Raw genomic sequence first — 20,989 nt, 5'->3', positions numbered from 1 at the left:
ACCGAGCCTCCCGTCCCACCCGCCAGACGAGCCGCCGCACGGCCCGGACGCAAACTCGGACCGATCGCCGACAACGTGAGCAGCGCCCACCGGGCCTGGCTGGAACCGATGCGCGACGCCTACCTGAACAGCGGGCTGACCCTCAGCGAGCTCGGCGGCCGGGTCCGGTTCGCCAAGTCGAAGATCTCCGAACTGCTCAGGGGATGCGGTCTGTACCCGCGCTGGGAGATCATCCTCAGCCTGTCCGCCGAACTGCGGATGCCCCAATGGCCCCTGTACCGGCTGTGGCGCCAAGCAGCGCTGGAAGCCCAGAAGAGCAAGGAGTGGGTGGAACGCTCCAGCGAGAAGGCCGCGCTGACCATACTGGACACCGCCGCCCCGCTCGACCACCGCGCCTTCCGCGAACTGGTGGAGAACGACTACTCCCTCTACGCGCAGGTCTTCCTCGACGACGACCAGCGCGACACCGCCGTCTCCGACACCTTCGACATCCTCTGGCTGTGCTGGAACAGCGCGCTCGCCAGCCCCGACACCCGGCGCTTCGCCTGGCAGGTCCTGCGCACCACCGTCATGTCCAGGACACCGCACCTGGACGGCCGCCCCGAGTTCGCCGAGGCGGCCTTCGACACCGTCGCCCTGCAGTCACTGACCGGCCCCACCGCACGCATGAACCAGATGACGGAGAGCATGCACCTGTTCAAGGCCATGAGCCGGCTGCCCGACCACCAACTGGACGTCATGGTGCTGCGCCGCCTGTGCGGACACGACGCCGAGGACGTCTCCGACCTCCTCGGTGTCCCACTGGCCACGGTGCGGTCCGACGAGCGTCACGCAGTCCACTTCCTGGAAAGCGTCATCTGCCCGCCGCCCGAGACCGAAGGAAACGCCCCATGACCCACATCGAAGAGATCCTGTCCCGGGCCCTGCTGGTCCGCGACCGCGCCGTGCCCCGCGACATCGTCCCCACCACGGCTTCCGCCGCCCCGCCCGCCGGCGACCCGCCGCCCGCCACGGGCAGCACCCCCAACGCCGCGGCCGAAGACCTGCGCGCCCTGTGCGAAACCCTCGTCACCCACACCCCCGCCACCACCGTCGCCCAGTTCGTCACCGACCAGCTTCCGGAACCCCGCAGCGCCCTGATCCTCGCCTGCGTCCTGCAGTTGACCGACACCGACGACGGAGCACGTTTCTGGTGGCAGTACGCAGCCGGGGCCGGACAGGCCGCCGCCGCCTACTGTCTCTACCTCCACCACCTGGCCCAGGGCGAGAGCGACGCGGCCGACTGGTGGCACCGCCAGACCGACGACGTCCAGCCGCCCCCAGAGCCCACCCGCCAGGAACCCCAGAACCCACCGGCGGACCACTGCTGGTACCCCGCCAACCACAGAGTCACCCACAGCTCCACCACCACCATCCTGCGCATCCTGCGCCACCTCGCGAAGACCACCACCCGCCCCCGTACGGCCGCGGTCAGCGAACTCATGACCTACGTCCCCACCGCGGTCGCCGCCGGCTACCTCCGCCAGCCGGAGATGGAGCTCCCCATGCCCGGAGGCGACTTCGCGCACCGCATCCGCACCCTGCTCACCGCGGCCGCCAACCGCCCCGCCGCTCCTACCAGCCTCCCCTCGCGCCCGGACCCCGCCGAACGCCCTCGCGCCATCGGCCGCCCCGCCTCCCACCGCTCGCCCATACCCGGGTCGGCACGCCCACAGATAGGACAGACCGCGAAACGATGACCACCCCGGGACGCGGCCGGGGCCGGCCGGCCACCGGCGCCGGCCGGCGGTCCGTCCCCGGCCGGGACCGGGGACGGACCGCTCGGGGTCAGGCGCGGCAGGTCAGCATGGTCAGCGGGGGGTTGGCGGCGTAGTCGTCCCAGAAGGCCTCGCCGTACTCGCGCACACCGGCGGCGGAGAAGCGCACACCCAGCGGGTCGCGGTCCTCCAGGGCCCGGGCCGCGTCGACCATCGCGGAGGAGATGTCGACACCGAGGACGTCCGATGCGCCGCGGCGCTTGAACTCCCGGCTGTAGAAGCCGGTTCCGAAGGCCAGGTCGAGGACCGACCCGCCGTTCACGTCGCCGACGAGGGCGAGGAAGCCGGGCACCTCCGCGTAGCGCGCGAGAGGGAGCGTCTTGAAGCCCTCGAACGCCTCTCCGATCTCGTCGTACAGCTGACCGCTCATCGTGCTGTTCCCCCTCTGCCGTCGGCGTCGGCGTCAGGGACGGGCCGACGCATCCGGCGGGAAGTCCGCCTCCCGCCGGCCGGGGCGGCGTACTGGCGGAAACCACGAAGATGCGGTGGCCCAGGTCGGTGCATGCCGCGTATGCGCATCGGACGACCGGTGCGACCGCCGGCCTGGTGCCGGACGGGTCGAAGAGGTGAACACCGGTCGATGAACTACCGTGACGCTCGGCAGGCCCCTCGCGGCCTCCGGCGGAACCGGCGCACGGCGATCGGGGGATGCGCCCGTCCGGCGGCCTGCCGGTGCCGTGCCGGCGACATCCCTCCGCGGCCGGGTCAACGGCCGCTCGGGGAAACCGTCCGCGAACGCGTCTCCTACGCGCGGTACTTCGCCGCCCGGCGCGGGCAGCTCCCTCCCTCCCGGCCGGCCGCTACCCGGCCGGACCCCGCGGCGCGGGAGTCCTCCCCTCCGCCCGGTGATCCGCGGGGAACCGCCCGGGCGGTTCCCCGGGTCCGGCGGAGCGCGGTGCGTCGTCCTGCCGGGCCCGGCGGTGCCCGGCCTGGTGCCGCCGCGTGGTGCCGGTCCCCACGGCCCGGCGTGTGCGGTAGTCGCCGGGTGTCATGTCGTACTCCTTGCGGAACGCGAGGTGGAAGCCGACCTGGCTGCGGTAGCCGATGCGCTGCGCGATGTCCCGCTGCGGCACGGACGTGTCCGCGAGCAGCCGCCTGGCCTCCCGCAGACGGCGCACCGTCAGGTGCCGCATCGGCGGCTCGCCCACCAACTCCCGGAACACCTGCGAGAACACCGACCGGGACATGCCGGCCTCACGGGCGAGCGACTCCACCGTCCACGGCTCGGCATAGGAGCCGTGGATCGCCGTCAGGGCCGTGCTGATCCCCGGGTGGCGCAGCGCTCGCAGCGCGGGCGACTCCTCCGCCAGCTCCTCCATGGCGATCCGCAGGGACAGCACGAAGACGGTCTCGAACGCCCGCAGCGTGACCAGGCGGGACCCCGGCGCCGTACGCCCGATCTCGGAGGGCAGGGAGTCGAGGGTGCGCAGCAGCAGCGGTTCGCCTTCGAGCATGTGGCGGCGGAGCACGATGATCCGGGGCAGGGCCTGGTAGAGGCCCGGCTCACCTGTCGCGCTGTAGTGCAGACTCGCGCAGAGCATGCGCGTCCGGTAGGGCGGTGTTCCGACCCTGACGACGCCGGACCCGGATCCGCCCGGGTCGCAGCGGGGGACCAGGGCGGACAGCGGCGTCGTCCGCGCCCCGTGTTCGGCCGCGAAGGTGTGAGCGGTGCCGTGCGGGAAGATCGCCAGGTCGCCCTCGTGCAGTTCCACGGGAGCGGAATCGTCGCCGAAATCGATGACACAGCCGCGTTCGACCATGTAGTGGACGATCGCGCAGTTGTCGTCGTGTCCCTTGACACCCCAGACCCCGCCGGCCTGCCACATGCTGTGGAAGATGTCGATCAACCACAGGGGACGCAGGAGTTCACTCAGCACGTCGTCATGCACGGACGATCCTTAAAGCGATTCGGCTCTTGATTAATTGATCGTAGCCACCGCGCCGAGAACGATGGGACCGAGCCGGGCTCATTGGCCGGGTTACGGGGGTCGAAGTTCTGGGGGACATGTGCCATGAGGATCGTGATCGCCGGGGCGGGCATCGGCGGCCTGCCCGCCGCGCCGAGTCCGCATACCGTCGGACTGCGCGACATCCGCATCCTGGAGGCGGTTCGGCAGATCCGTCCGCGGGGAGCGGGGGTGAACCTGCTGCCCGACGCGGTGCGCGAGCCGGCCGCCCTGGGACTGGCCGGAGAACTCGCGGCCCTGGGCTGCGATCTGACCGAAATCGGCCACCACAACCACCTCGGACGGAAGATCCGGCGTGAACCGTGCGGCCGGGCGAGCGGCTCCCGCCGGCCCCAGTTGGCGCTGCACCGCGGTGTCTTGCGGACGGCCCTGGCCGACAGGGTCCGCGCCCTCCTCGGAGACGGCGCGATCACCACTGACGCGCGCCTCACCGGCTTCACACCCCTGCCCGGCGGAGGCGTCGAGGCGACCGTCGGCCACAGCACCGGCGACCGGCCCGCCGACCGAATCTCAAGGCCGTCACCCTGCTCGGGGACGCCGCGCACGCCATGGCGCCCGTGGGGTCGAACGCGACGACCCAGGCGGTGCCGGACGCCCGCGGTCTCGCCCGCGCCCTGGCCACCCACGACGACCCGGTCGCGGCCCTCGCGGCCTACGACCGGGACCGCCAGGCCGCGGATGAACCGGTTGTAGCTGCTCAACCGTGCCAAGGGCACCGAGGTCGTGATCGACCTCGTCCACCAAACGGGCCCCGGAGGGCTTCGCACGGGTGCAGGACGTGGTCCCCGCCGCCCGGCTGGCCCACGTCGCCCACACCTACGCCCGCGCCGCCGGCTTCGTCAGCGCGTCGGTCAGCGCCCCCTCCCCCCACGGCCACCCGAGCCGAGCGCACCATTCGGGCGCCGCGGTGGGCGAACGCCGACACCGCCGCCGCCCCGCGGACGCACCCCCGGTTCCACCACCCACTCATCACACCCCGTGTCAGGAGAGACATGACCCGCAGCGGCCAGGAGTACCTCGGATCCTTACGCGACGGCCGTGCCGTCCGGCTCGACGGTGAGCTGGTCAAGGACGTCGCGGAACACCCCGCGTTCCGCGACACGGCCTGTTTCATAGCGCATCTGTACGGCATGGCACGGGGCGAGCAGCTCCGGGACGTCCTGACGGTACGTCCCGAGGGGGAGGACCGCGCGGTGCTGCGCGCCTTCCACGTGCCGCGCACCCGCGCCGAACCGGTCGAGCGGCGCAAGGCGTTCAAGACCTGGTCCGAGGCGAGCCCCGGCTTCCTCGGCAGGTCCCCCGACTGCACGGCCGTCGGCCTCGCGGGCTTCGTCTCGGTGCCCGAGGTCTTCGCGGGGGAGACCTTCGACGGACGGGACAACCTCGCCGCCTACTACCGGCGTATGGCCCAGGGCGACCTCTACCAGTCGTTCACCACCACCAACCCACAGATCGACCGCACCGAGGCGGTCGGCGAGCGGGAGGAGGACGACCTGTACGTGCGCGTCGTCAAGGAGCTGGCCGAACTTCCGGGCGGCGGGGGAGGCCCGTATGGCGGCCGCTGACCGCCGGCGGGCCCTGGTCCTGCTCGCCTGCACACAGTTCGTCCTGCTCCTGGACACCTCGATCATCAACGTGGCCGCCCCCTCCATCGGCGACAGTCTGGACATCTCGCCCGCCCAGCTTTCCTGGGTGGCCAACGCCTACCTCGTCTCCTTCGGCGGACTGCTGCTGCTCAGCGGCCGTGCCGCCGATCTGCTGGGGCAGCGCGGGGTGTTCATGGCCGGGCTGGGCGTCCTCACGGCCGCCTCGCTGCTGGGCGCCCTCGCCGACCACGCCGCCCTGCTGATCGCCGCCCGTGCGGTCCAGGGCGTGGGGGCCGCGATGGCCGCGGCAGCGGCCTTCGCCTTGATCCTCACGCTCTTCGAGGACGGGCCGGAGCGTCATAGGGCACTGGGCGTGTTCGCCGCGATGGCCGGTGCCGGGGGCGCCGCCGGCACGGTGTTCGGCGGTGTGCTCACCAGCTGGCTGGGCTGGGAGTCGACCTTCGCCCTGAACGTGCTGGCCGGAGCCGCCCTGATGGTGCCCGTGCCGCGGCTGCTGCCGGCCGGAACGCCGGCCGGGCGCGAGCGCGGCTTCGACGTGCCCGGCGCGGCGGCTGTCACCGCCGGTCTGGGGCTGCTGGCCTACGCGGTGGTCAACGCGGGCGAGGCCGGCTGGGGTTCCGCGCCGACGCTGGTCGCCGGGGCCGCCGCCGTCCTGCTGCTGGCCGCCTTCGTCGTGATCGAACGCAGGGTTCCGCACCCCCTGGTGCCCCTGGCGGTGCTGGGCCGGCCGACGCTGCGGCTCGCCAACGTCCTGGCCGCGCTGTGGCAGATGTCGCTGTTCCCGATGTTCTTCCTGGTGAGCCTGTACCTGCAGGCGGTGCTCGGGTACGAGCCGGTTCTCGGTGGCCTCGCCCTGCTGCCGCTGTGCGTGGTCGTCGTCGCCGTGGCCTTTGTCGCGGACCGGCTGATCGGCCGGTTCTGCCTGCGCCCCGTGATGGCCGCCGGGTTCGCGCTGGTGGCCGTGGGCATGGCCTGGCAGTCCCTGCTGTCGGCCGACGGTTCCTTCGCCACGGACGTCCTGCCGCCGAGCCTGGTGCTGGGTGTCGCCCTGCCCCTGGTCTCCATCACCGCCAACGTCGCGGCCACCTCGGACACCGGCGAGGGGGAGGCGGGCCTCGCCTCCGGCCTGCTCAACACCAGCCAGCAGTTCGGCTCCGTCCTGGGGCTGGCCGTCCTGTCGGGGGTCGCCGCCGCACGTACCGGCGCCTCCTCCGCGGCCCACGACATCGCGCTCACCGAGGGCTTCGGCACCGCGTTCCTGGTGGGGGCGGTGCCGGCCGTGCTGGCACTGCCGCTCACGCTGCTGCTGCGGCTGCCCGCGGCGGACGTCCCGGCCCCGCCGGAGGCGGACACCGTCGTCGAGCACCGCCGGGCCGTGCCCTGATCGTGTCCGGTCCGGTCCGCCTGGACCGGACCGGCGCCGGGCGCCCACTGAACCCGACCCACCACGAAAGGCACGACATGACACAAGAGCACCGCAAGCACGTCCTCGTGACCGGAGCCAACGGTTTCCAGGGCGGTGCGGTGGCCCGGTTCCTGGCCGGCCAGGGGCACTCCGTGCGCGGTCTCGTCCGGGACGAGGCGAAGGCCGCGGAGCAGGCGGCCGCCGGGGTGACGCCGGTGTGCGGCGACCTGGGCAACCTCGAGGACATGCGCGCCGCCTTCCAGGGCGTCACGCACGCCGTCGTCGTGATGCCCCTGGAGTACGACCCGGACACGGTGGCGGGGTACGCCCGCAACATCGCCGATGCTGCGCGCGAGGCAGGTGTGCGGCGCCTGGTCTACAACGTCAACACCCCGGTCCCCGAAGAGACCACACCGTACGCGGGGTTCGAGACGCGCCGGCTGGCGGAGCGGGTGCTGCGGGCCGGCGAGGTCCCCGTGGTCGTGGTCAGGCCGCCGGTCTACCTGGAGAACCTCTTCAGCCCCTGGAACGGCCCCGCCATCGTCGGCGACGGTGTGCTGGCCTACCCGCTGCCCGCCGAGCAGCGCGTGGCCTGGATGTGCCACGACGATCTCGGACGCGTGGCCGCCCGGGCCCTGGACGACGACGTGCCGGCCGGCCAGGTGCTGAACGTCGGAGGCGCCGACGTGTTCACCGGCCCCGAGCTGGCGGCCGTGTTCGGCCAGGCCCTGGGCCGCGAGGTCCGCTACCTCCCGCTGGCCGTCACGCGGTTCGAGCAGGCACTCGCACAGCTCCTCGGCGCCGGCGCCGCGGCGGGCGTTGCGGGGATCTACCACTACGCGGCCACGGGCCGGGCGGGCGATCTGCTCGCCCCGTCGCCCGCCGCGGTGCAGGCCGCACTGGGTGTGACCCTGACCCCGGTGGTCGAGTGGGTCAAGGCGCAGCCCTGGGAGCACTGGACCCGGTCCGCCGGGTGATCACGGCCGGCGCCCGGGGCGCGGGCCCGCGCGGTCGCGTCCCGGCACACGGCACGCAGCTGGACGCAACACAGGGGGGAGAGACCGTCGCCCGCCGGCGCCTCGGGCGGCGTGCGGCATGCCGTTTCCCGGGCGCACGCACGACAGCGGTCGTGCGGGCGCCCGGGAAACGGCCCTGCCCCGCGTCTACGCCTGCACGGGCTCCTTGGCGGCGGCCGGCTCGGGTTCGCCCTCCGCCCCGGCGGTGTCCGCGCCGCCCGCCTTGGCGGAGTACATCACCGATCCCTGCTGGTTGGCCTTGTCGATGACCTTCTTCTTGAACAGGGCGTCCAGGCTGTTGCGCACCGTCTGGAGCGAGGCGGTCGCCCGCTCGGGGTGTGCCTTGACGACCTCGTCGTGCACCTCGCGTGCCAGGCGCGGCTCGCCGGGAGTCCTCAGCAGGACGTCCAGGACCAGCTGGTGCAGCGGCGGCTGCTTCGCCTCGCCGCCCCGCGCCTCCGGCACGCCGCCCCTGGCCGCCGCCGTCTTCCTCGCGGTGGACTTCGTGGTGGACTTCTTCGCCGCCGCCGTCTTGCCGGCGGTGGTCTTGCCGGCGGTGGCCTTCCCGGCCGTCACGGCCTTCTCGGCCGCCGCTGTCTCGTCGGCCGTCGCTGTCTTCCTGGCCGCTGCCGTCTTCCTGGCCGTCGCCGACTTCTTGGCCGGCGCCGACTTCCTGGCGGAAGTCTTCGCCTTGGCGGGGGCCTTCTTCCGCGCGGCGGGCTCGGGTTCGACCCTGCCGGCCTGTTCCTCCTGCCGGGGCTGGGGGACCGGCGAGGCGGCCTCCGCGGCCGTCGCCGGGGCGGCGTCCTCGGACCCTTCACCGGGGAGCCGGTCGTCCGCGGGGGCGGCATCCTCCTGGGCCTCGCCCGCGGCGGGCAGCGTGGGCAGCATCCCCTGCGCGCCCACCAGCCACTCCTCGTCCTGCCGCAGTTGTGCCAGGCGTTGCCGGAGGCTGGAGATCTGCGCGGTGAGGGCGCTCTGCTCCTTGCGGTTGGCCTCCAGGTCCTGGGTGCATCGTTGCGCCCACACGCTCTGGATGGGGGTGGTGGTGTTCTCGGGTTCGTCAGCCACGGCTGCACGCTCCTTGTACCTGGGGGTGTTGCTGCCGGATGCTACCCACACCGGCCCGGCGGCAGTTGTGCCTCGCGAACCGTGGAGCAGCCCCGCGGCTGTGGATGTTCGCATCGTAAGGGCGGGATGCCCGGTTCCGGGCGGCGGGCCGGACCACGATCTCGTTCACCGCGACCGGGAGGGGCTGTACGATCGCGAACGCGATGGCCCGGCCGATCGCGGCGGACGGGACCGCGACGCGGTCCCGCATCCGCGTGATCGCCACCGCGACCCGGCCGCCGGCCGACGCCTCGGCGAGGTCGGTCGCGGTCGCACCAGGTGGGGCGGGCGCCGGCCGCGGGGGAGTCGTCGGCTTCCCGGCGCGGTCCTTCGCGGATGGCCCGGACCGCGACCTCGGCGCCGCAGCGGACCGCCATGGACGGCCCTGAGGAGGGCTGTCGAGGCGCGGTCCCGCCACCCGGCGGCCACGGTCACGACGGGCTGGGCGCCACGGTGGACGAGCCGCGCACGACGGTGGAGGAGCCGCGTACGAGGGTGGACGAGCCGCGCGTGACGTTGACGGAGATCCGGTCGCCCGGGGCGGCCAGTACCCGTGCCCGGCCCGCCGTGCCGCGCCGCACGGTCGCACTCCCGCGGACCGTGATCCGCCACCGCCCGGGCGGCAGGGACAGCTCGGTCACGTGTGAGCCGTGCCGCGCCGCGGTGTACGTCAGCCGGTACACACCGCTCGTGGCGTCGTACGAGGCGGAGTGGACCGTACCCGCCACCGCCTCGGCGTACGGTTCGGCGGTCAGCTCCTTGTTGGGGCGGAAGGCGCCGGTGCCGTCGAGGGCGCAGTACCCGCCGCCGCGGCACCACACATAGCCCGCCCAGCCCGAGCCGTAGCGGCCCAGGGAGGCCATCGCGTCGCGGTAGAAGCGGTTCATGTGCGGCAGTTCGCTGTTGAGCGGCCCCCACTCGCCGACCACCACCGGCACCTTGTACTCCTTGGGGTACCGGGTGACCGCCTCCTCGTACGCCTGGATCCAGCCGGCCGCGGGGTCGTAGTCGGCGCCCGCCTCCATGGCCGTGTTGTAGAAGTGCGGCGCGTACACCACCTTGGGGTCGTCGACGCGCCCGAGACCGGTCGGTACGCCCTCGCCCACGATCGGGGTGGGTTCGACGAAGAGCCAGGCGTCCGGGTCGGCCGAACGGACCGCGTCGGCGAGGCGGTTGTACATCGGCGTGAGCTGGTCGTGCTCGATCCGGCGGGCGGCCGTCGCCAGGTCCTCGCCCGGACGCGGCTCACCCATCGGCTCGTTGATCAGGTCGTAGCCGAGGACCGCCGGGTGGTGGGCGAAGCGGGTGGCGAGCACGTGCCAGGCGCGGGCCTGGGCGCGGCGCAGGTCCCCGTCCTCGTAGAGGTGGGTGAAGGCGCGCTGTACGGCAGGCTCGAAGTACTCGGCGAACCAGTCGTCCGGGTGCGCGGTGAACGGCAGCGAGTCCGTCCTGGTCGCCCACTCGGGGATGCCGCGGTGGCCGAAGGCCGGTCCGAACACGTCCTGGTGGAGGTCGACGACGACCCGCACGTCGTAGCGCGCGGCCCAGTCGAGGACGCGCCGGACGCGCCGCAGGTACTCCTCGCTGTACCGGCCGGGCCGCGGCTCCAGGTCGTCCCAGAAGACCAGCAGCCGGGCGAAGTCGAAGCCCTTGGCCCGCAGGTCCCGGAAGTCGCCTTCGGTGATGGCCGTCAGGGCCTGCTCGCCGCGGTGCGCCTTGTCCTCGACGTTCCAGCCGCGCAGGGTCAGGACCCGTCCGTACCGGTCGGTGAGGCGGGGGACGTCCTGCCCGGACGGGTGGGCGTCGGCGTTCGTGGGGGCGAGCAGCGCGGCGACAACCGCGCCCGCGGCCAGGGTGGTTCTCAGCACGGGGCCCTCCGGTTCGTCGGTGTGCACGGTGCCGCGCATCCCATCAGCCGCCGGGGAGTGTCTTCAAGACGTCGTACGCGACATCCTGCGGCAGTTCTCGCCGGAGGTATTCCCAAAGTCCCTACCGACCAGTAAGAACCGTGGGTAACCCCACGTCCAGGAGGTGCCCATGAGACGACACTCCCGGTACGGACTCCGGTGGACCCTGGCCACCGTCGCCGCGACCGCCGGCCTGCTCGTCACGGCGTCGGCCGCCGTCCCAGCGGTGGCGGCGGGCCCAGCGGTGGCCGCGGGCCCGGACGCCGCCCGGCCGGTGTCCGTCACCGCGCTCCCGCCCGACCTGGAGGCCGTCCGCGCCGCGGAAGCCACCGCGCTCTACGGCGACTCGGCCGTGCGCCCGCTCGCCGAACGCAAGACCTCCCTGATCTCGCTGGGCGACAGCGAGATCTCCGGTGAGGGCGTCGGCACCTACCAACCGCCGACCAACGGTCCCACCAACTGGTGCCACCGTTCCCCCGACGCCGCCATCCACCGCACCGGCATCCCCGCGGACCTGACCTACAACGTGGCCTGCTCCGGCGCCTACACCGGCAACATCCGCATCGGCGGCGCGAAGCAGTACGCCGACGAGCTGGTGCAGAGCGACGCTCTGGCGGTCAAGGCGCGCAACACCCGGATCAAGATGGTGCTGCTGGTGGCGGGCGCCAACGACGACCTCCAGTTCGGTCCCGTCATGACCGACTGCGTCGAGCGCTATCTGCTCTCCCAGGGCCCCTGCGAGTCCAAGTACGCGCCGGGCTGGCAGGCCCGCGTCGACGCCCTGGTCCCCAAGGTCGAGCAGACCGTGCGCGACCTCAAGTCCGTGATGCGCGACGCCGGTTACGCCGACGGGGACTACAAACTCGTCGTCATGGGCTACCCGAGCCCCATCGGGCCGGACTTCCGCGACAACCCGGACTTCCCCGGGAAGCTCGCCTGCGGCGGTCTCGGCTACGACTCGGACACGGCCTGGGGCCGCGATGTGGCGGTGCCCGCCTTCGAACGCGGCATGCGCAGGGCCGCGGCCGACACCGGCGCGCTCTACCTCGACAACTCGCGCCTGTTCCACGGCCACGAGGTGTGCACGGAGAACGCCTGGGCCCGCGGCCTCTACATCGACCTGTCCAAACCCGGCCTCCCGGACGAGAACTCGGTGCGGCAGTCCTTCCACCCCAACGCGCGCGGGCACGCGGCCTTCGCGTCCTGTCTCACCCAGTTCTACGACTCAGGGCTGCGCGAGGGCGCGTGCGCCGACGTCAACTCCTCCGGCAGCCCCACGCTCTTCCCCAGGGCCTGGGACGACGCCTACCAGCCGGTGCGCAACCAGGCGACCGGCAACTGCGTGGACGTCGACTCCTCGAAGAGCGCCGACGGAACCGCGGTGCTCGGCTGGGACTGCGGCGGCACCCGCAACCAGGACTGGTGGTACGACTCCGCCCGGCAGACCTTCCACACCGGACTGACCCAGGACCGGTGCCTGGACGTGCCGGGCGCCCGGTACCAGGCGGGCACCGCGCTGATCATCTGGAACTGCTCCGGTGCGGCGAACCAGAGGTTCGTCCGTGACGGCGGCACCATCCGGCCGTCGGCCGCGACCGGGCTGTGCCTGACCCAGAGCGCCGCCCGGCAGCCCCTGCGCCTGCAGAACTGCGACGGCTCGGCAGGTCAGCGCTTCACCCCGTGACCCGGGGGCCCCGAGGCGGGGTCGGCCGGCGCCGGTCCCCGCGACCAGGCTGACGACGGCCGCCAGGACGCCGGTGTCGAACACGTACGACCGCGAGGAGTGCCGCCGCGCCATGGCACGGGCCGTCGTACCGGAGACACCGGCGTCCGGCACCTGGTACGTCATGCCCAGGGGTTGGGGTCGTGGCCGAGGCACAGGAAGTCCCGGTGGGCGGGCGGTTGCCCGAAGCCGAGGTCGGCCCCGCATGCGCACTCCTGGCGCTCCCGATCGCGGGAGCCGTCTGCCCGGCGGGCCGCGGGCGCATCGTGGCCGCCGACCGTTCAACGCGCCTCCCGGCCGCCCGTCGCCGCGACCAACCCCCGGGCGGGTCAGCGGACGTGAAACCTCGGGGGTGCCACAGCACGCACGACGGCGCCGGTCCACGACCGGTGGCCACCGGCAGAGGGTCACCACTACGGTGGGCCGATGCCACCGACGCCGCACCGCTGCGCGCTCCTCGTCATCGACATGCAGGACGACATGGCGCCGATCATGCACCGCCCCGACCGAACCGTCCGGACCATCGCGGCTCTCGGCCTGCGGGCGCGTGCTTCGAACGTTCCCGTCATCACGGTTCGACAGCAGGGGTGCGGCGACGTCCTGCCCGAACTGGCGCCCCTGGGCGGAGATCCGGTGGTGACGAAGTCCTCCGCGGACGCCTTCTTGGACACCGACCTCGACGAGACGCTGATCCGGCTCGGCGTGACCGAGCTCCTGGTCACCGGTTTCGCCACGGAGAACTGCGTGGAGACGACCGCCCGCCAGGCCCTCAGCCACGGCTACGACCTGGTGCTGGTGGCGGACGGCCACACCACGTCCGTCCGCTCCCAGCCGACTGACTTCGTCCCGCCCGACCAGTCGATCGCCCATCACAACGAGATCTACCGGCACATCGCCTTTCCTGACCGCAGCATCCGGGTCCTGCCCGCCGCAGAGGCCGACTTCATGGCGCCCCCCTCATCGCAACGCCGCGTTCCATAGCCGGGACACCGGGCGCCCACTCCCGCCGACGTTGCGTTGCCGGAGCGGGATCGACGACGGACCGTCGCTCCCGTGGCCGCCACCTTCCAGGACTTCGCCTCCTCGCGGCCAGGACGTCGGCATCCGACGGCGACGTGTCCCGCCCGGCGGCCACCCCGGTCCACACGTGTTCCGAGGCCGACGCCGCCGTGCCCCCCGAATCGGAGGGCACGGCCGTCCCGACGGGCGCCGCAGGCCCGCTGCCGCTGTTCGACCTCGCCGACCGTACCTCGGGGGGCGTGCGGGAGTTCGGCCCGTGCGGCGAGCCGGACACCAACTGACGGACAGATCCGCATCGCGCCGGTTATGCTGTCGGGGATGAAGAACTCCTCCTCTTTCGGATTGGGGGAATCGTCCGCGCAAGGTGAGTGCTGATGGCACCTCACTTCGCGAAGGACATTCCGTCCCACCTGTTGATGTGGCAGCGCGTCCGTGAGTACGCGGTGCCACCGTCCATGATCGAGACAGCGACCGCACGGCGTGCGGCCGGAGACTGGGCGGGGGCCTGCGCCGCCGCCCGGATCGACGTCGACCTCGATCTGCGCGCCGTGCGCGAGAGCCACGGCACCGAACTCGTCACCCGTCTCCGTGCGGATCTGCGCCGGCTGGCGCCCGATCTGCTGCGCTGGCACATGCCCCGGATCGCCCCCGACGGGCGGCTCCGGCCCGGCCTCACCCTCTCCCTGGCCCGTTACCGCGGTTCCGGTGCCACGCCGGTGCAGTTGGTGGTGCGGACGCCGCCGGCCCGGGCGGACGCCGGACAGCGCATGTCCCTGACCCTGTGGGAGGGGGCCGGGAACGACACCGCCCGGCACCATCCGCATCCGCACCCCGACCGGCGTTTCCGGCTCGACCTGCACCGGCATCTCTGGGACTTCGGGCACAGCGGCGAACTGGCGGCGCGGTGCGGTGCGCACCTCGCGCACACCGCGGGCGGCGCGCTGCCCACGGTGCCGCCGGACCTCTCGCCGCAGCGGACCGGACCACCCGGCCCGCCCGGTGTGTCCCAGGCGTCCGCCGGCCACGATTCCCCGTGGGCGGTGGCCCGTTGGGCCGCCGAGGCCGAGTTGCTGTTGCGCGCCGAGGGGCGTCCTCGCGGCGCCTTCACCGTGCGGCTCGATGCGCGAAGGCGCGCCGTGCTCGAACTCCTCGCCCCCGACGACAGTCACGTCCCGATGCTGCGGCCGCTGCGTCAGGCGCTGCCGCCGCAGGAGGTCGCGGCGCTTCCGGTGCTGCCGGAGGCGGCAGCCCGGGTCCTTCCCGATCTGGAGCTGCTGCGGGGCGGCCTGATCGCGACCGGGCGGCTGCATCCGCTCGTCGCCGCGGCACTGGCGGCGTGCGGCTCGGCGATGCGGTCCGGCTCGGCGCCCGTGGCCGGTCCCGCCCCCGCACCCGGTGATCCGCACCGGGTGGAGTGCCGGGGCGAGGTCCACCGGATCGCGCTGCGCGACGGGGTGCTGACGGCGGTCGACCACGACCCGGCCCAACTACGCCGGGAGGAACTGCTGGCGGCGCTCGGCGGTCCACCGCTGCCGTGCCTGCGGGCGATCGACGCCGTGCACCGCGACCCGGAGGCACTGCCCGCGGTCCGGGAGCGACTCCGCCACGGCGACGTCACCGGGGCGCTGGCCGTGGTCGAGGGGCTGCTCGGTCCCGGCGCGGTCCTGCGCGACGGGCCGCTCCGGGAGGAACTGGAGTCGGCCGCGGCTCGCCGCATCGACCACGGGCTCTTCCGCTCGGGACTGGTCGCCGTGCACCCCGCCGCCGGCGCGGTCGGGGACGGCGACACCTCGGACACCGGGTACGCGAAAGCCGGCCACCGGCCTCGACCCGGCCGTCATACGCCCTTCGAGCTGCACCGAAAGCGCAGCAGCCGGGCCCGCCCCCGCACCGGTATGGGCCGCTGACCGGTCGCCCCCGTCCAAGTCCTGTCCATACACGGCGCGTTCCGCGCCGCGCCCCCATGACATCCGGAACGGCGGCCTCCTCCCGTGCGTTCCGCTCCCTCGTCCCACCCAAGGTGATGCCCATGACTTCCAGCACCGTTCTGCCCACCCCGGTCCCGCCGGCCGGCCCGTCCGCGCCCGCCGGCCCGTCCGCGCCCGCCGACGCATCCGCGCCCGCACCCGCGCCCGTCGGCGTGAGCGCATCCCCGTCCGTGGACGCGTCCGCGACCGGCGCCCAACTGGCTGTCGCCGGCGATCTGCTGGCCCGTCTGCGGACGACCAGCACCGAGCCGCGGCCCGACGAGCAGCTCGAAGCGCTCACCCTGGCCGTCGCGGCCGACCTGCCCGTGCTGCTCTGGGGCGAGCCCGGCATCGGCAAGACCGCGGCCCTGACACAGCTCGCCGCCTCCCTCGACCTGCCGCTGACGACCGTGATCGCCAGCGTCCACGAGCCGTCCGACTTCTCCGGGCTGCCCGTCGTGGGGGACGACCCCGCGGTGCAGGGGGTGCCGATGGCGCCGCCGCAGTGGGCCGTGGAACTCGTGCGGGCCGGACGGGGACTGCTCTTCCTCGACGAACTCTCCACCGCCACCCCCGCCGTCCAGGCCGCGCTGCTGCGGGTCGTCCTGGAGCGGAGGGTCGGCGCGCTGCAACTGCCGCCGGGGACAAGGATCGTGGCAGCGGCCAATCCGCGCGCGTCGGCGGCGGACGGGTGGGAGCTGAGCCCACCGCTGGCCAACCGGTTCGTGCATCTGTACTGGGTGCACGACAAGGACGTGGTGGTGCGCGGGCTGGGCGGGGTCTGGCCCCGGGCCGAGCTGCCCCGGCTGGCGCCGGAACGGATGCCCGAGGCGGTGGCGTTCGCCCGGCGCGCGGTCTGCGGCTTCCTGACGGCCCGGCCGGCGCTGGTCCACCGGCTGCCGAGCACCGAGACCCGGCGCGGCGGTGCCTGGCCCTCTCCGAGGAGCTGGGAGGCCGCACTGACCCTGCTGGCCTTCGGCACGGCGGCCTCCGTCTCCCGGGAGGTGCTGGCGATGCTGGTGCGGGGCGCGGTCGGGGACGGGCCCGGGCTCGAACTCCTCGCCCATCTGGACCGGATGGACCTGCCGGACCCGGAGACGCTGCTGGCCGACCCGGCCGGCGCCGAGCTGCCGGTGCGGGGCGATCTGCGTCAGGCGGCACTGGAGGCGGTCGTCGCCGCCGTCGGTGCGCGGCCGGAGCGGGAGAGGTGGGAGGCGGGCTGGGCGGTGCTGGTCCGGGCGCTGGAGACCGGGGCACCCGACCTGCTGGTCGCCCCGGCGACGGCCCTGGCCGGGTTGCGGCGCGACGACTGGGAGGTGCCGGAGGCGGTGGAGCGGCTCGCCGGGGTGATCGGCCTCGCCTGGCGGGCGGACCGGTCGGTGGGACGGGCCACGGCGGAGGCCGGCGCCGGGCGCACGAGCGGGGAGCGCCGATGACGGGGGCCGCGAAACAGCCGCTTCCGCACCCGGAGTCGCGCCCGCTTCAACACTCGGAGTCACGCCCTCTCCCGCACTCGGAGCCGCCCCCGCCTCCGCACCCGGAACCACGCCCGCTCCCGGATCCGCCTCCGCGCCCGGCGTCGGCGTCCCGACCCGGGCCGCAGCACCCCTTGTCCCGGCCCGCGCCGCCGCGTCCGCTCCCGCGCCCGATGGCTCCGCCCGCGCCGCCGCGTCCGGTGCGGGCCGCCGTGCCGGGGCCCCCGGGCGGTTCCGCCGATCCGGATGGCTCCGGAGGGCCGGGCGGTCCGGGCGGTTCAGGCGGGCCGGGCGGTTCCGGCGGTCCGGGCGGTTCCGGCGGTCCGGGCGGCGTGCCCGGACTCCCGTTGGACATGGAGAAGTTGCTGGCCGCCCGACTGCACGCGGTGAAGGTCCGCCCCTATCTGGCCGACGCGCTCTTCGCGCTGCACGTGGTGGAGGACCGGTCGGTGCCGACGATGGCGGTGGACGCGCACTGGCGCTGCTACGTCTCCCCGGGCTTCGTGGCGCGCACCCCGGTGGGAGAACTGGCGGGCGTCTGGGTGCACGAGGTCTCCCACCTGCTCCGCGACCACCACGGGCGGGGCGAGCGGTATGCGCGGGAGCACGAGGAGCACGGGCCGGGCGAGCGGAGCGGGACGGGGGCCCTCGCGACCGACGGCGCGGGGAGGCTGCGGCGGAACATCGCCGCAGACTTCGAGATCAACGACGACATCTACGGCGACGGCCTGCCCCGGCCCACCGGAGCGGTGCTGCCGTCACTGCTGCGGCTGCCGGACGGACTGCTGATGGAGGAATACCTGCGGACGGCGTCCTTGTCCGGGCTCGCCGCGGACCTGACCTGGCTGGACTGCGGCAGCGGCGCCGACGGGCAGCGCCGGCCGTGGGAGCTGGGGCCCGACGGGGCACACGGGCTGAGCAGGCAGCAGCGGGACGCGGTCCGCTTCCGGGTCGCGGAGGGGATCAGGGGAGGGCCGGGCGACGCGCCCGAGGGGTGGCGCCGGTGGGCGGACCAGGCCTTCCATCCGCCGCAGCCGTGGCGGCAGTTGCTGGGGGCGGCGGTCCGCTCGGCGGCGGGCGCGCCGGGAGTGGGCGAGAACCACAGTTACCGGCGCCCGTCCCGGCGCTCGGCCGGCGTCCCCAAGGTGCTGCTGCCGAGCCTGCGCCGTACACCGCCCCGGGTGTGCGTCGTGATCGACACCTCCGGGTCGGTCAGCGACGCCGAGCTGGGCAGCGCGCTGCTGGAGGTGGCCGCGATCTCGCGGGCGGTGGGCGGGCGGCGCGACCTGGTCTCGGTGATCTCCTGCGACGCGGCGGCCGGGATCGCCGTCCCGCTCTGCCGCGCCGAGAACATCGACCTGGTCGGCGGCGGGGGAACGGACCTGCGCTCCGGTTTCGCCCGGGCGCTCCGCTCCCGGCCCCGTCCGGACGTCATCGTGGCCCTGACCGACGGCCAGACGCCGTGGCCCTCCGCGCAGCCGCCCTGCCGTACCGTCGTCGGTCTCTTCCCCCGCCCCGCCCGCGCCGTGGACGAGGACGAGCCGGACTACGCCCCCGACGCCCCGCCGCCCTGGGCACGGGTCGTCGCCATCGGCTGAGAGGACGGGCCGGAGCCGCAGACGGCGACCAGGCGTACCCCGATGTCCACGTGCTTCTTCGGCAGCACAGGATGCGCCCGGCCCGTCCCGGCCGTCCCGGCGAACGCGCTGCCGCACGGCGGCGCCGAAGGGGCGCCCGGGCACGCCGGCGCTCAGTGCGTCAGCAGGTCGTCCAGTTCGGCTGCGAAGAGCCGGGCGGGGTCGAATCCCATCCCGTTGAAGTGGCCGACGGGTTCCAGGGACAGGACGCCGTGGATCCGGGTCCAGAAGCTCAGGGTCCGGTGCAGGGCCGCGGGTGGCGCGGGATGGTCCGCGGCCCACTCCCGGTGGTCCGCGAGGTAGTCGTCCGGTGGCCCGGCCGTGATCGAGCGTGCCGGCCGGCGACCGCGCGCCCCGGCAGTGGTGCCTGCCCGCGCGGCGGGGAGCGCCGCGCCGAGTACGGGTCACGAATCGAGAAGCGCCGTTCACGCAACCCGGTCTAACCTGCCCGCCATGGACATCACCATTCATACGAGTACGCTCCCGCACGACGACCCGGACGCGTCCCTCGCGTTCTACCGCGACGTTCTCGGTTTCGAGGTCCGCAGCGACGTCGGGCAGGGCAGGATGCGCTGGATCACGGTCGGCCCGGCCGGTCAGCCCGACACGTCGATCCTCCTGGCGCCGCCGGCCGCCGACCCGGGAGTCACCGAGGACGAGCGCCGCACCATCACCGAGATGATGGCCAAGGGCACCTACGGATGGATCCTGCTGGCCACCCCGGACCTCGACGCCACGTTCGAGAAGGTGCAGGCCGGCGACACCGAGGTCGTACAGGAGCCGACCGAGCAGCCCTACGGCATCCGCGACTGCGCCTTCCGCGACCCCGCGGGCAACCTGGTCCGCGTCCAGGAGCTTCGCTGAGCCGTGGGGGCACCGGCGCGGCCGTGCGGGCGGACACCGCGACCACCCGTGAGGAACGCGGCGGCGCACCGTTGTGGAGGTGCCCGCCCGGCCGGCCGCCCAGCCGGACCGCGCCCGGACCCTCGCTGAACCGGGCCGCCGGCCCGGCCCGGGTCCCGTCGCAGTCCGGCAGCCGCTCGACCGGCCGGCCGACTGCGGCGGGGCCGGTCGTCACCACCGAGCGCCCGGGGCGCCTGCCCCGCCCGGCGCCCCGGGCGTTGGTGGACGTCGTTGGAAGACGGAGAAGGGGAGTGTTCTCATGTGCCGGCCCGAATGGCGGCGTGCACGCGTCCAGGCGCAGCGCCTGGCGGATCTCGCGCGGCTGCGCCGCGTCCGCGACCGGATCGACCGGGAGTACGAGCAGCCGCTGAACGTGGAGGCGCTCGCCCGCAGTGTGAACATGTCCGCCGGGCACCTCAGCCGGCAGTTCCGGGCCGCCTACGGCGAATCGCCCTACGCGTACCTGATGACGCGTCGCATCGAGCGCGCGACGGCGCTGCTGCGGCGTGGCGACCTCAGCGTCACCGAGGTCTGCTTCGCGGTCGGCTGCGCGTCGCTGGGCACGTTCACCACGCGCTTCACCGAGCTGGTCGGCATGCCGCCCGGGGCCTTCCGGCGCCAGGCGGCGGAGGCGGCCGACCGCGTCGACGCGGCGGGTGCGGCCCATGACGCGGGGCCCGCGGTCGCGGTGGACGGGATGCCGGCGTGCGTGGCGAAGCAGGTGACGAGACCGGTCAGGAATCGAGAAGCCCCGGCCGCCCGGCAGCCCCTAGCGTGATGGCCATGGCAGTCACCGCTCCCACCGCATCGACCATGTCCATCGCGTCCGTCACCCTCGAGGTGGCCGACCCCGATGCCGCCCACCGCTTCTACACCGCCTTCGGCGTGGACACGCGCCTGCGCCTGCGGGCGTCCGAGGCGCCTTCCACCGGATTCCGCGGCTTCACCCTGGCGCTCACGGTGTCCGGGCCGGCCACCGTCGACGGCTTCCTCGGCGCCGCCGTGGAGGCCGGCGCCACGGTGGTGAAGCCCGCCGCGAAGTCGCTGTGGGGCTACGGCGGCGTCGTGCAGGCCCCGGACGGGACGATCTGGAAGGTCGCGACCTCGGCGAAGAAGGACACCGGTCCGGCCACCGGGGAGATCGACGAGATCGTCCTCCTGCTCGGCGTCGGGGACGTGAAGGCCGCCAAGCGGTTCTACGTCGGCCGGGGCCTGACCGTGGCCCGGAGCTTCGGGGGCAAGTACGCCGAGTTCGCCTCCGACGAGTCCAGCCCGGTCAAGCTGGCGCTGTACAAGCGCAGCGGCCTGGCCAAGGACCTCGGCGTTCCCGCCGACGGCGCCGGCTCGCACCGCATCGTCCTCGGGAGCACCGCCGGCCCCTTCACCGACCCGGACGGATTCGCCTGGGAGACCGCCGCCTGACACACTCCCGCGC

The 20,989-nt window shown here is 74.0% G+C and carries 18 protein-coding genes and 1 pseudogene; 14 read left to right on the top strand and 5 right to left on the bottom strand.

The annotated features are described in order from the left end of the window. Positions 1 to 75: 75 nt before the first annotated feature. Both ACF061_RS12825 and ACF061_RS12820 read left to right on the top strand, forming a co-directional pair. Positions 76 to 894, top strand: a complete 819-nt coding sequence (locus tag ACF061_RS12825; RefSeq protein ID WP_392266874.1) for an RNA polymerase sigma factor — start codon at positions 76 to 78, stop codon at positions 892 to 894. After that, entirely contained in the window at positions 891 to 1,739 is an 849-nt protein-coding gene (locus ACF061_RS12820) for a hypothetical protein (RefSeq protein ID WP_392266873.1), read from the top strand. Before ACF061_RS12825 ends, ACF061_RS12820 begins: the two co-directional genes overlap by 4 nt. 88 nt (positions 1,740 to 1,827) lie before the next feature. Here ACF061_RS12820 and ACF061_RS12815 read toward each other — a convergent pair whose 3' ends face one another. Continuing rightward, entirely contained in the window at positions 1,828 to 2,187 is a 360-nt protein-coding gene (locus tag ACF061_RS12815; RefSeq protein WP_392266872.1) for a class I SAM-dependent methyltransferase, read from the bottom strand. Positions 2,188 to 2,617: 430 nt separating this feature from the next. Further along, positions 2,618 to 3,706, bottom strand: coding sequence for a cupin domain-containing protein (locus ACF061_RS12810; protein ID WP_392266871.1), 1,089 nt, complete (start codon positions 3,704 to 3,706; stop codon positions 2,618 to 2,620). Positions 3,707 to 4,776: 1,070 nt separating this feature from the next. Here ACF061_RS12810 and ACF061_RS12805 point away from each other — a divergent pair. The 3 genes from ACF061_RS12805 (at position 4,777) to ACF061_RS12795 (ending at position 7,773) form a co-directional block, all read left to right on the top strand. Next, on the top strand, positions 4,777 to 5,349 hold the full coding sequence (locus tag ACF061_RS12805) for a 4-hydroxyphenylacetate 3-hydroxylase N-terminal domain-containing protein (RefSeq protein WP_392266870.1): 573 nt from the start codon (positions 4,777 to 4,779) through the stop codon (positions 5,347 to 5,349). After that, the gene (locus ACF061_RS12800; RefSeq protein WP_392266869.1) at positions 5,336 to 6,775 is read left to right on the top strand and encodes an MFS transporter; all 1,440 of its coding nucleotides are present in this window, start codon (positions 5,336 to 5,338) and stop codon (positions 6,773 to 6,775) included. Before ACF061_RS12805 ends, ACF061_RS12800 begins: the two co-directional genes overlap by 14 nt. A 77-nt stretch (positions 6,776 to 6,852) precedes the next feature. Further along, positions 6,853 to 7,773: an SDR family oxidoreductase gene (locus tag ACF061_RS12795; protein WP_392266868.1), complete on the top strand. Its 921-nt coding sequence runs from the start codon at positions 6,853 to 6,855 to the stop codon at positions 7,771 to 7,773. A gap of 186 nt (positions 7,774 to 7,959) precedes the next feature. Here ACF061_RS12795 and ACF061_RS12790 read toward each other — a convergent pair whose 3' ends face one another. Continuing rightward, positions 7,960 to 8,883, bottom strand: coding sequence for a hypothetical protein (locus ACF061_RS12790; protein WP_392266867.1), 924 nt, complete (start codon positions 8,881 to 8,883; stop codon positions 7,960 to 7,962). Positions 8,884 to 9,353: 470 nt separating this feature from the next. Then, positions 9,354 to 10,829, bottom strand: coding sequence for a cellulase family glycosylhydrolase (locus ACF061_RS12785; RefSeq protein WP_392266866.1), 1,476 nt, complete (start codon positions 10,827 to 10,829; stop codon positions 9,354 to 9,356). Positions 10,830 to 10,959: 130 nt separating this feature from the next. Between ACF061_RS12785 and ACF061_RS12780 the strand changes: the two genes are divergently transcribed. From ACF061_RS12780 to ACF061_RS12755, 6 genes are all read left to right on the top strand, one after another. Beyond that, positions 10,960 to 12,513, top strand: coding sequence for a ricin-type beta-trefoil lectin domain protein (locus tag ACF061_RS12780; RefSeq protein WP_392266865.1), 1,554 nt, complete (start codon positions 10,960 to 10,962; stop codon positions 12,511 to 12,513). Between the two features lie 465 nt (positions 12,514 to 12,978). Next, complete coding sequence (locus ACF061_RS12775; protein ID WP_392266864.1) at positions 12,979 to 13,533, top strand: isochorismatase family protein; 555 nt, start codon at positions 12,979 to 12,981, stop codon at positions 13,531 to 13,533. Positions 13,534 to 13,721: 188 nt separating this feature from the next. Then, complete coding sequence (locus tag ACF061_RS12770; protein WP_392266863.1) at positions 13,722 to 13,853, top strand: hypothetical protein; 132 nt, start codon at positions 13,722 to 13,724, stop codon at positions 13,851 to 13,853. Between the two features lie 93 nt (positions 13,854 to 13,946). Continuing rightward, entirely contained in the window at positions 13,947 to 15,479 is a 1,533-nt protein-coding gene (locus tag ACF061_RS12765) for a hypothetical protein (protein ID WP_392266862.1), read from the top strand. 122 nt (positions 15,480 to 15,601) lie between these two features. Next, complete coding sequence (locus tag ACF061_RS12760) at positions 15,602 to 16,975, top strand: AAA family ATPase (protein ID WP_392266861.1); 1,374 nt, start codon at positions 15,602 to 15,604, stop codon at positions 16,973 to 16,975. A gap of 392 nt (positions 16,976 to 17,367) precedes the next feature. After that, positions 17,368 to 18,612 carry a VWA-like domain-containing protein gene (locus tag ACF061_RS12755; RefSeq protein WP_392266860.1) on the top strand — a complete coding sequence of 415 codons (1,245 nt, stop codon included), beginning with the start codon at positions 17,368 to 17,370 and terminating at the stop codon, positions 18,610 to 18,612. Between the two features lie 152 nt (positions 18,613 to 18,764). Here the strand turns inward: ACF061_RS12755 and ACF061_RS12750 are convergent. After that, a pseudogene (locus ACF061_RS12750) lies at positions 18,765 to 18,956 on the bottom strand (TetR-like C-terminal domain-containing protein); the annotation flags it as partial. A 148-nt stretch (positions 18,957 to 19,104) separates the two neighbouring features. Between ACF061_RS12750 and ACF061_RS12745 the strand changes: the two are divergent. From ACF061_RS12745 to ACF061_RS12735, 3 genes are all read left to right on the top strand, one after another. After that, on the top strand, positions 19,105 to 19,515 hold the full coding sequence (locus ACF061_RS12745) for a VOC family protein (RefSeq protein ID WP_392266859.1): 411 nt from the start codon (positions 19,105 to 19,107) through the stop codon (positions 19,513 to 19,515). Positions 19,516 to 19,813: 298 nt separating this feature from the next. After that, positions 19,814 to 20,332 (top strand): helix-turn-helix transcriptional regulator, encoded by a 519-nt coding sequence (locus tag ACF061_RS12740; RefSeq protein ID WP_392266858.1) that lies wholly within the window; start codon positions 19,814 to 19,816, stop codon positions 20,330 to 20,332. Then, positions 20,332 to 20,976: a glyoxalase gene (locus ACF061_RS12735; protein WP_392266857.1), complete on the top strand. Its 645-nt coding sequence runs from the start codon at positions 20,332 to 20,334 to the stop codon at positions 20,974 to 20,976. The genes ACF061_RS12740 and ACF061_RS12735 overlap by 1 nt, the downstream gene beginning before the upstream one ends. The last annotated feature ends 13 nt before the right edge of the window (positions 20,977 to 20,989 follow it).

It is taken from the genome of Streptomyces sp. NPDC015220 (genome assembly GCF_043079345.1).
Classification (GTDB): Bacteria; Actinomycetota; Actinomycetes; order Streptomycetales; family Streptomycetaceae; genus Streptomyces.
This window is presented reverse-complemented; position numbering and strand designations above follow the sequence as displayed.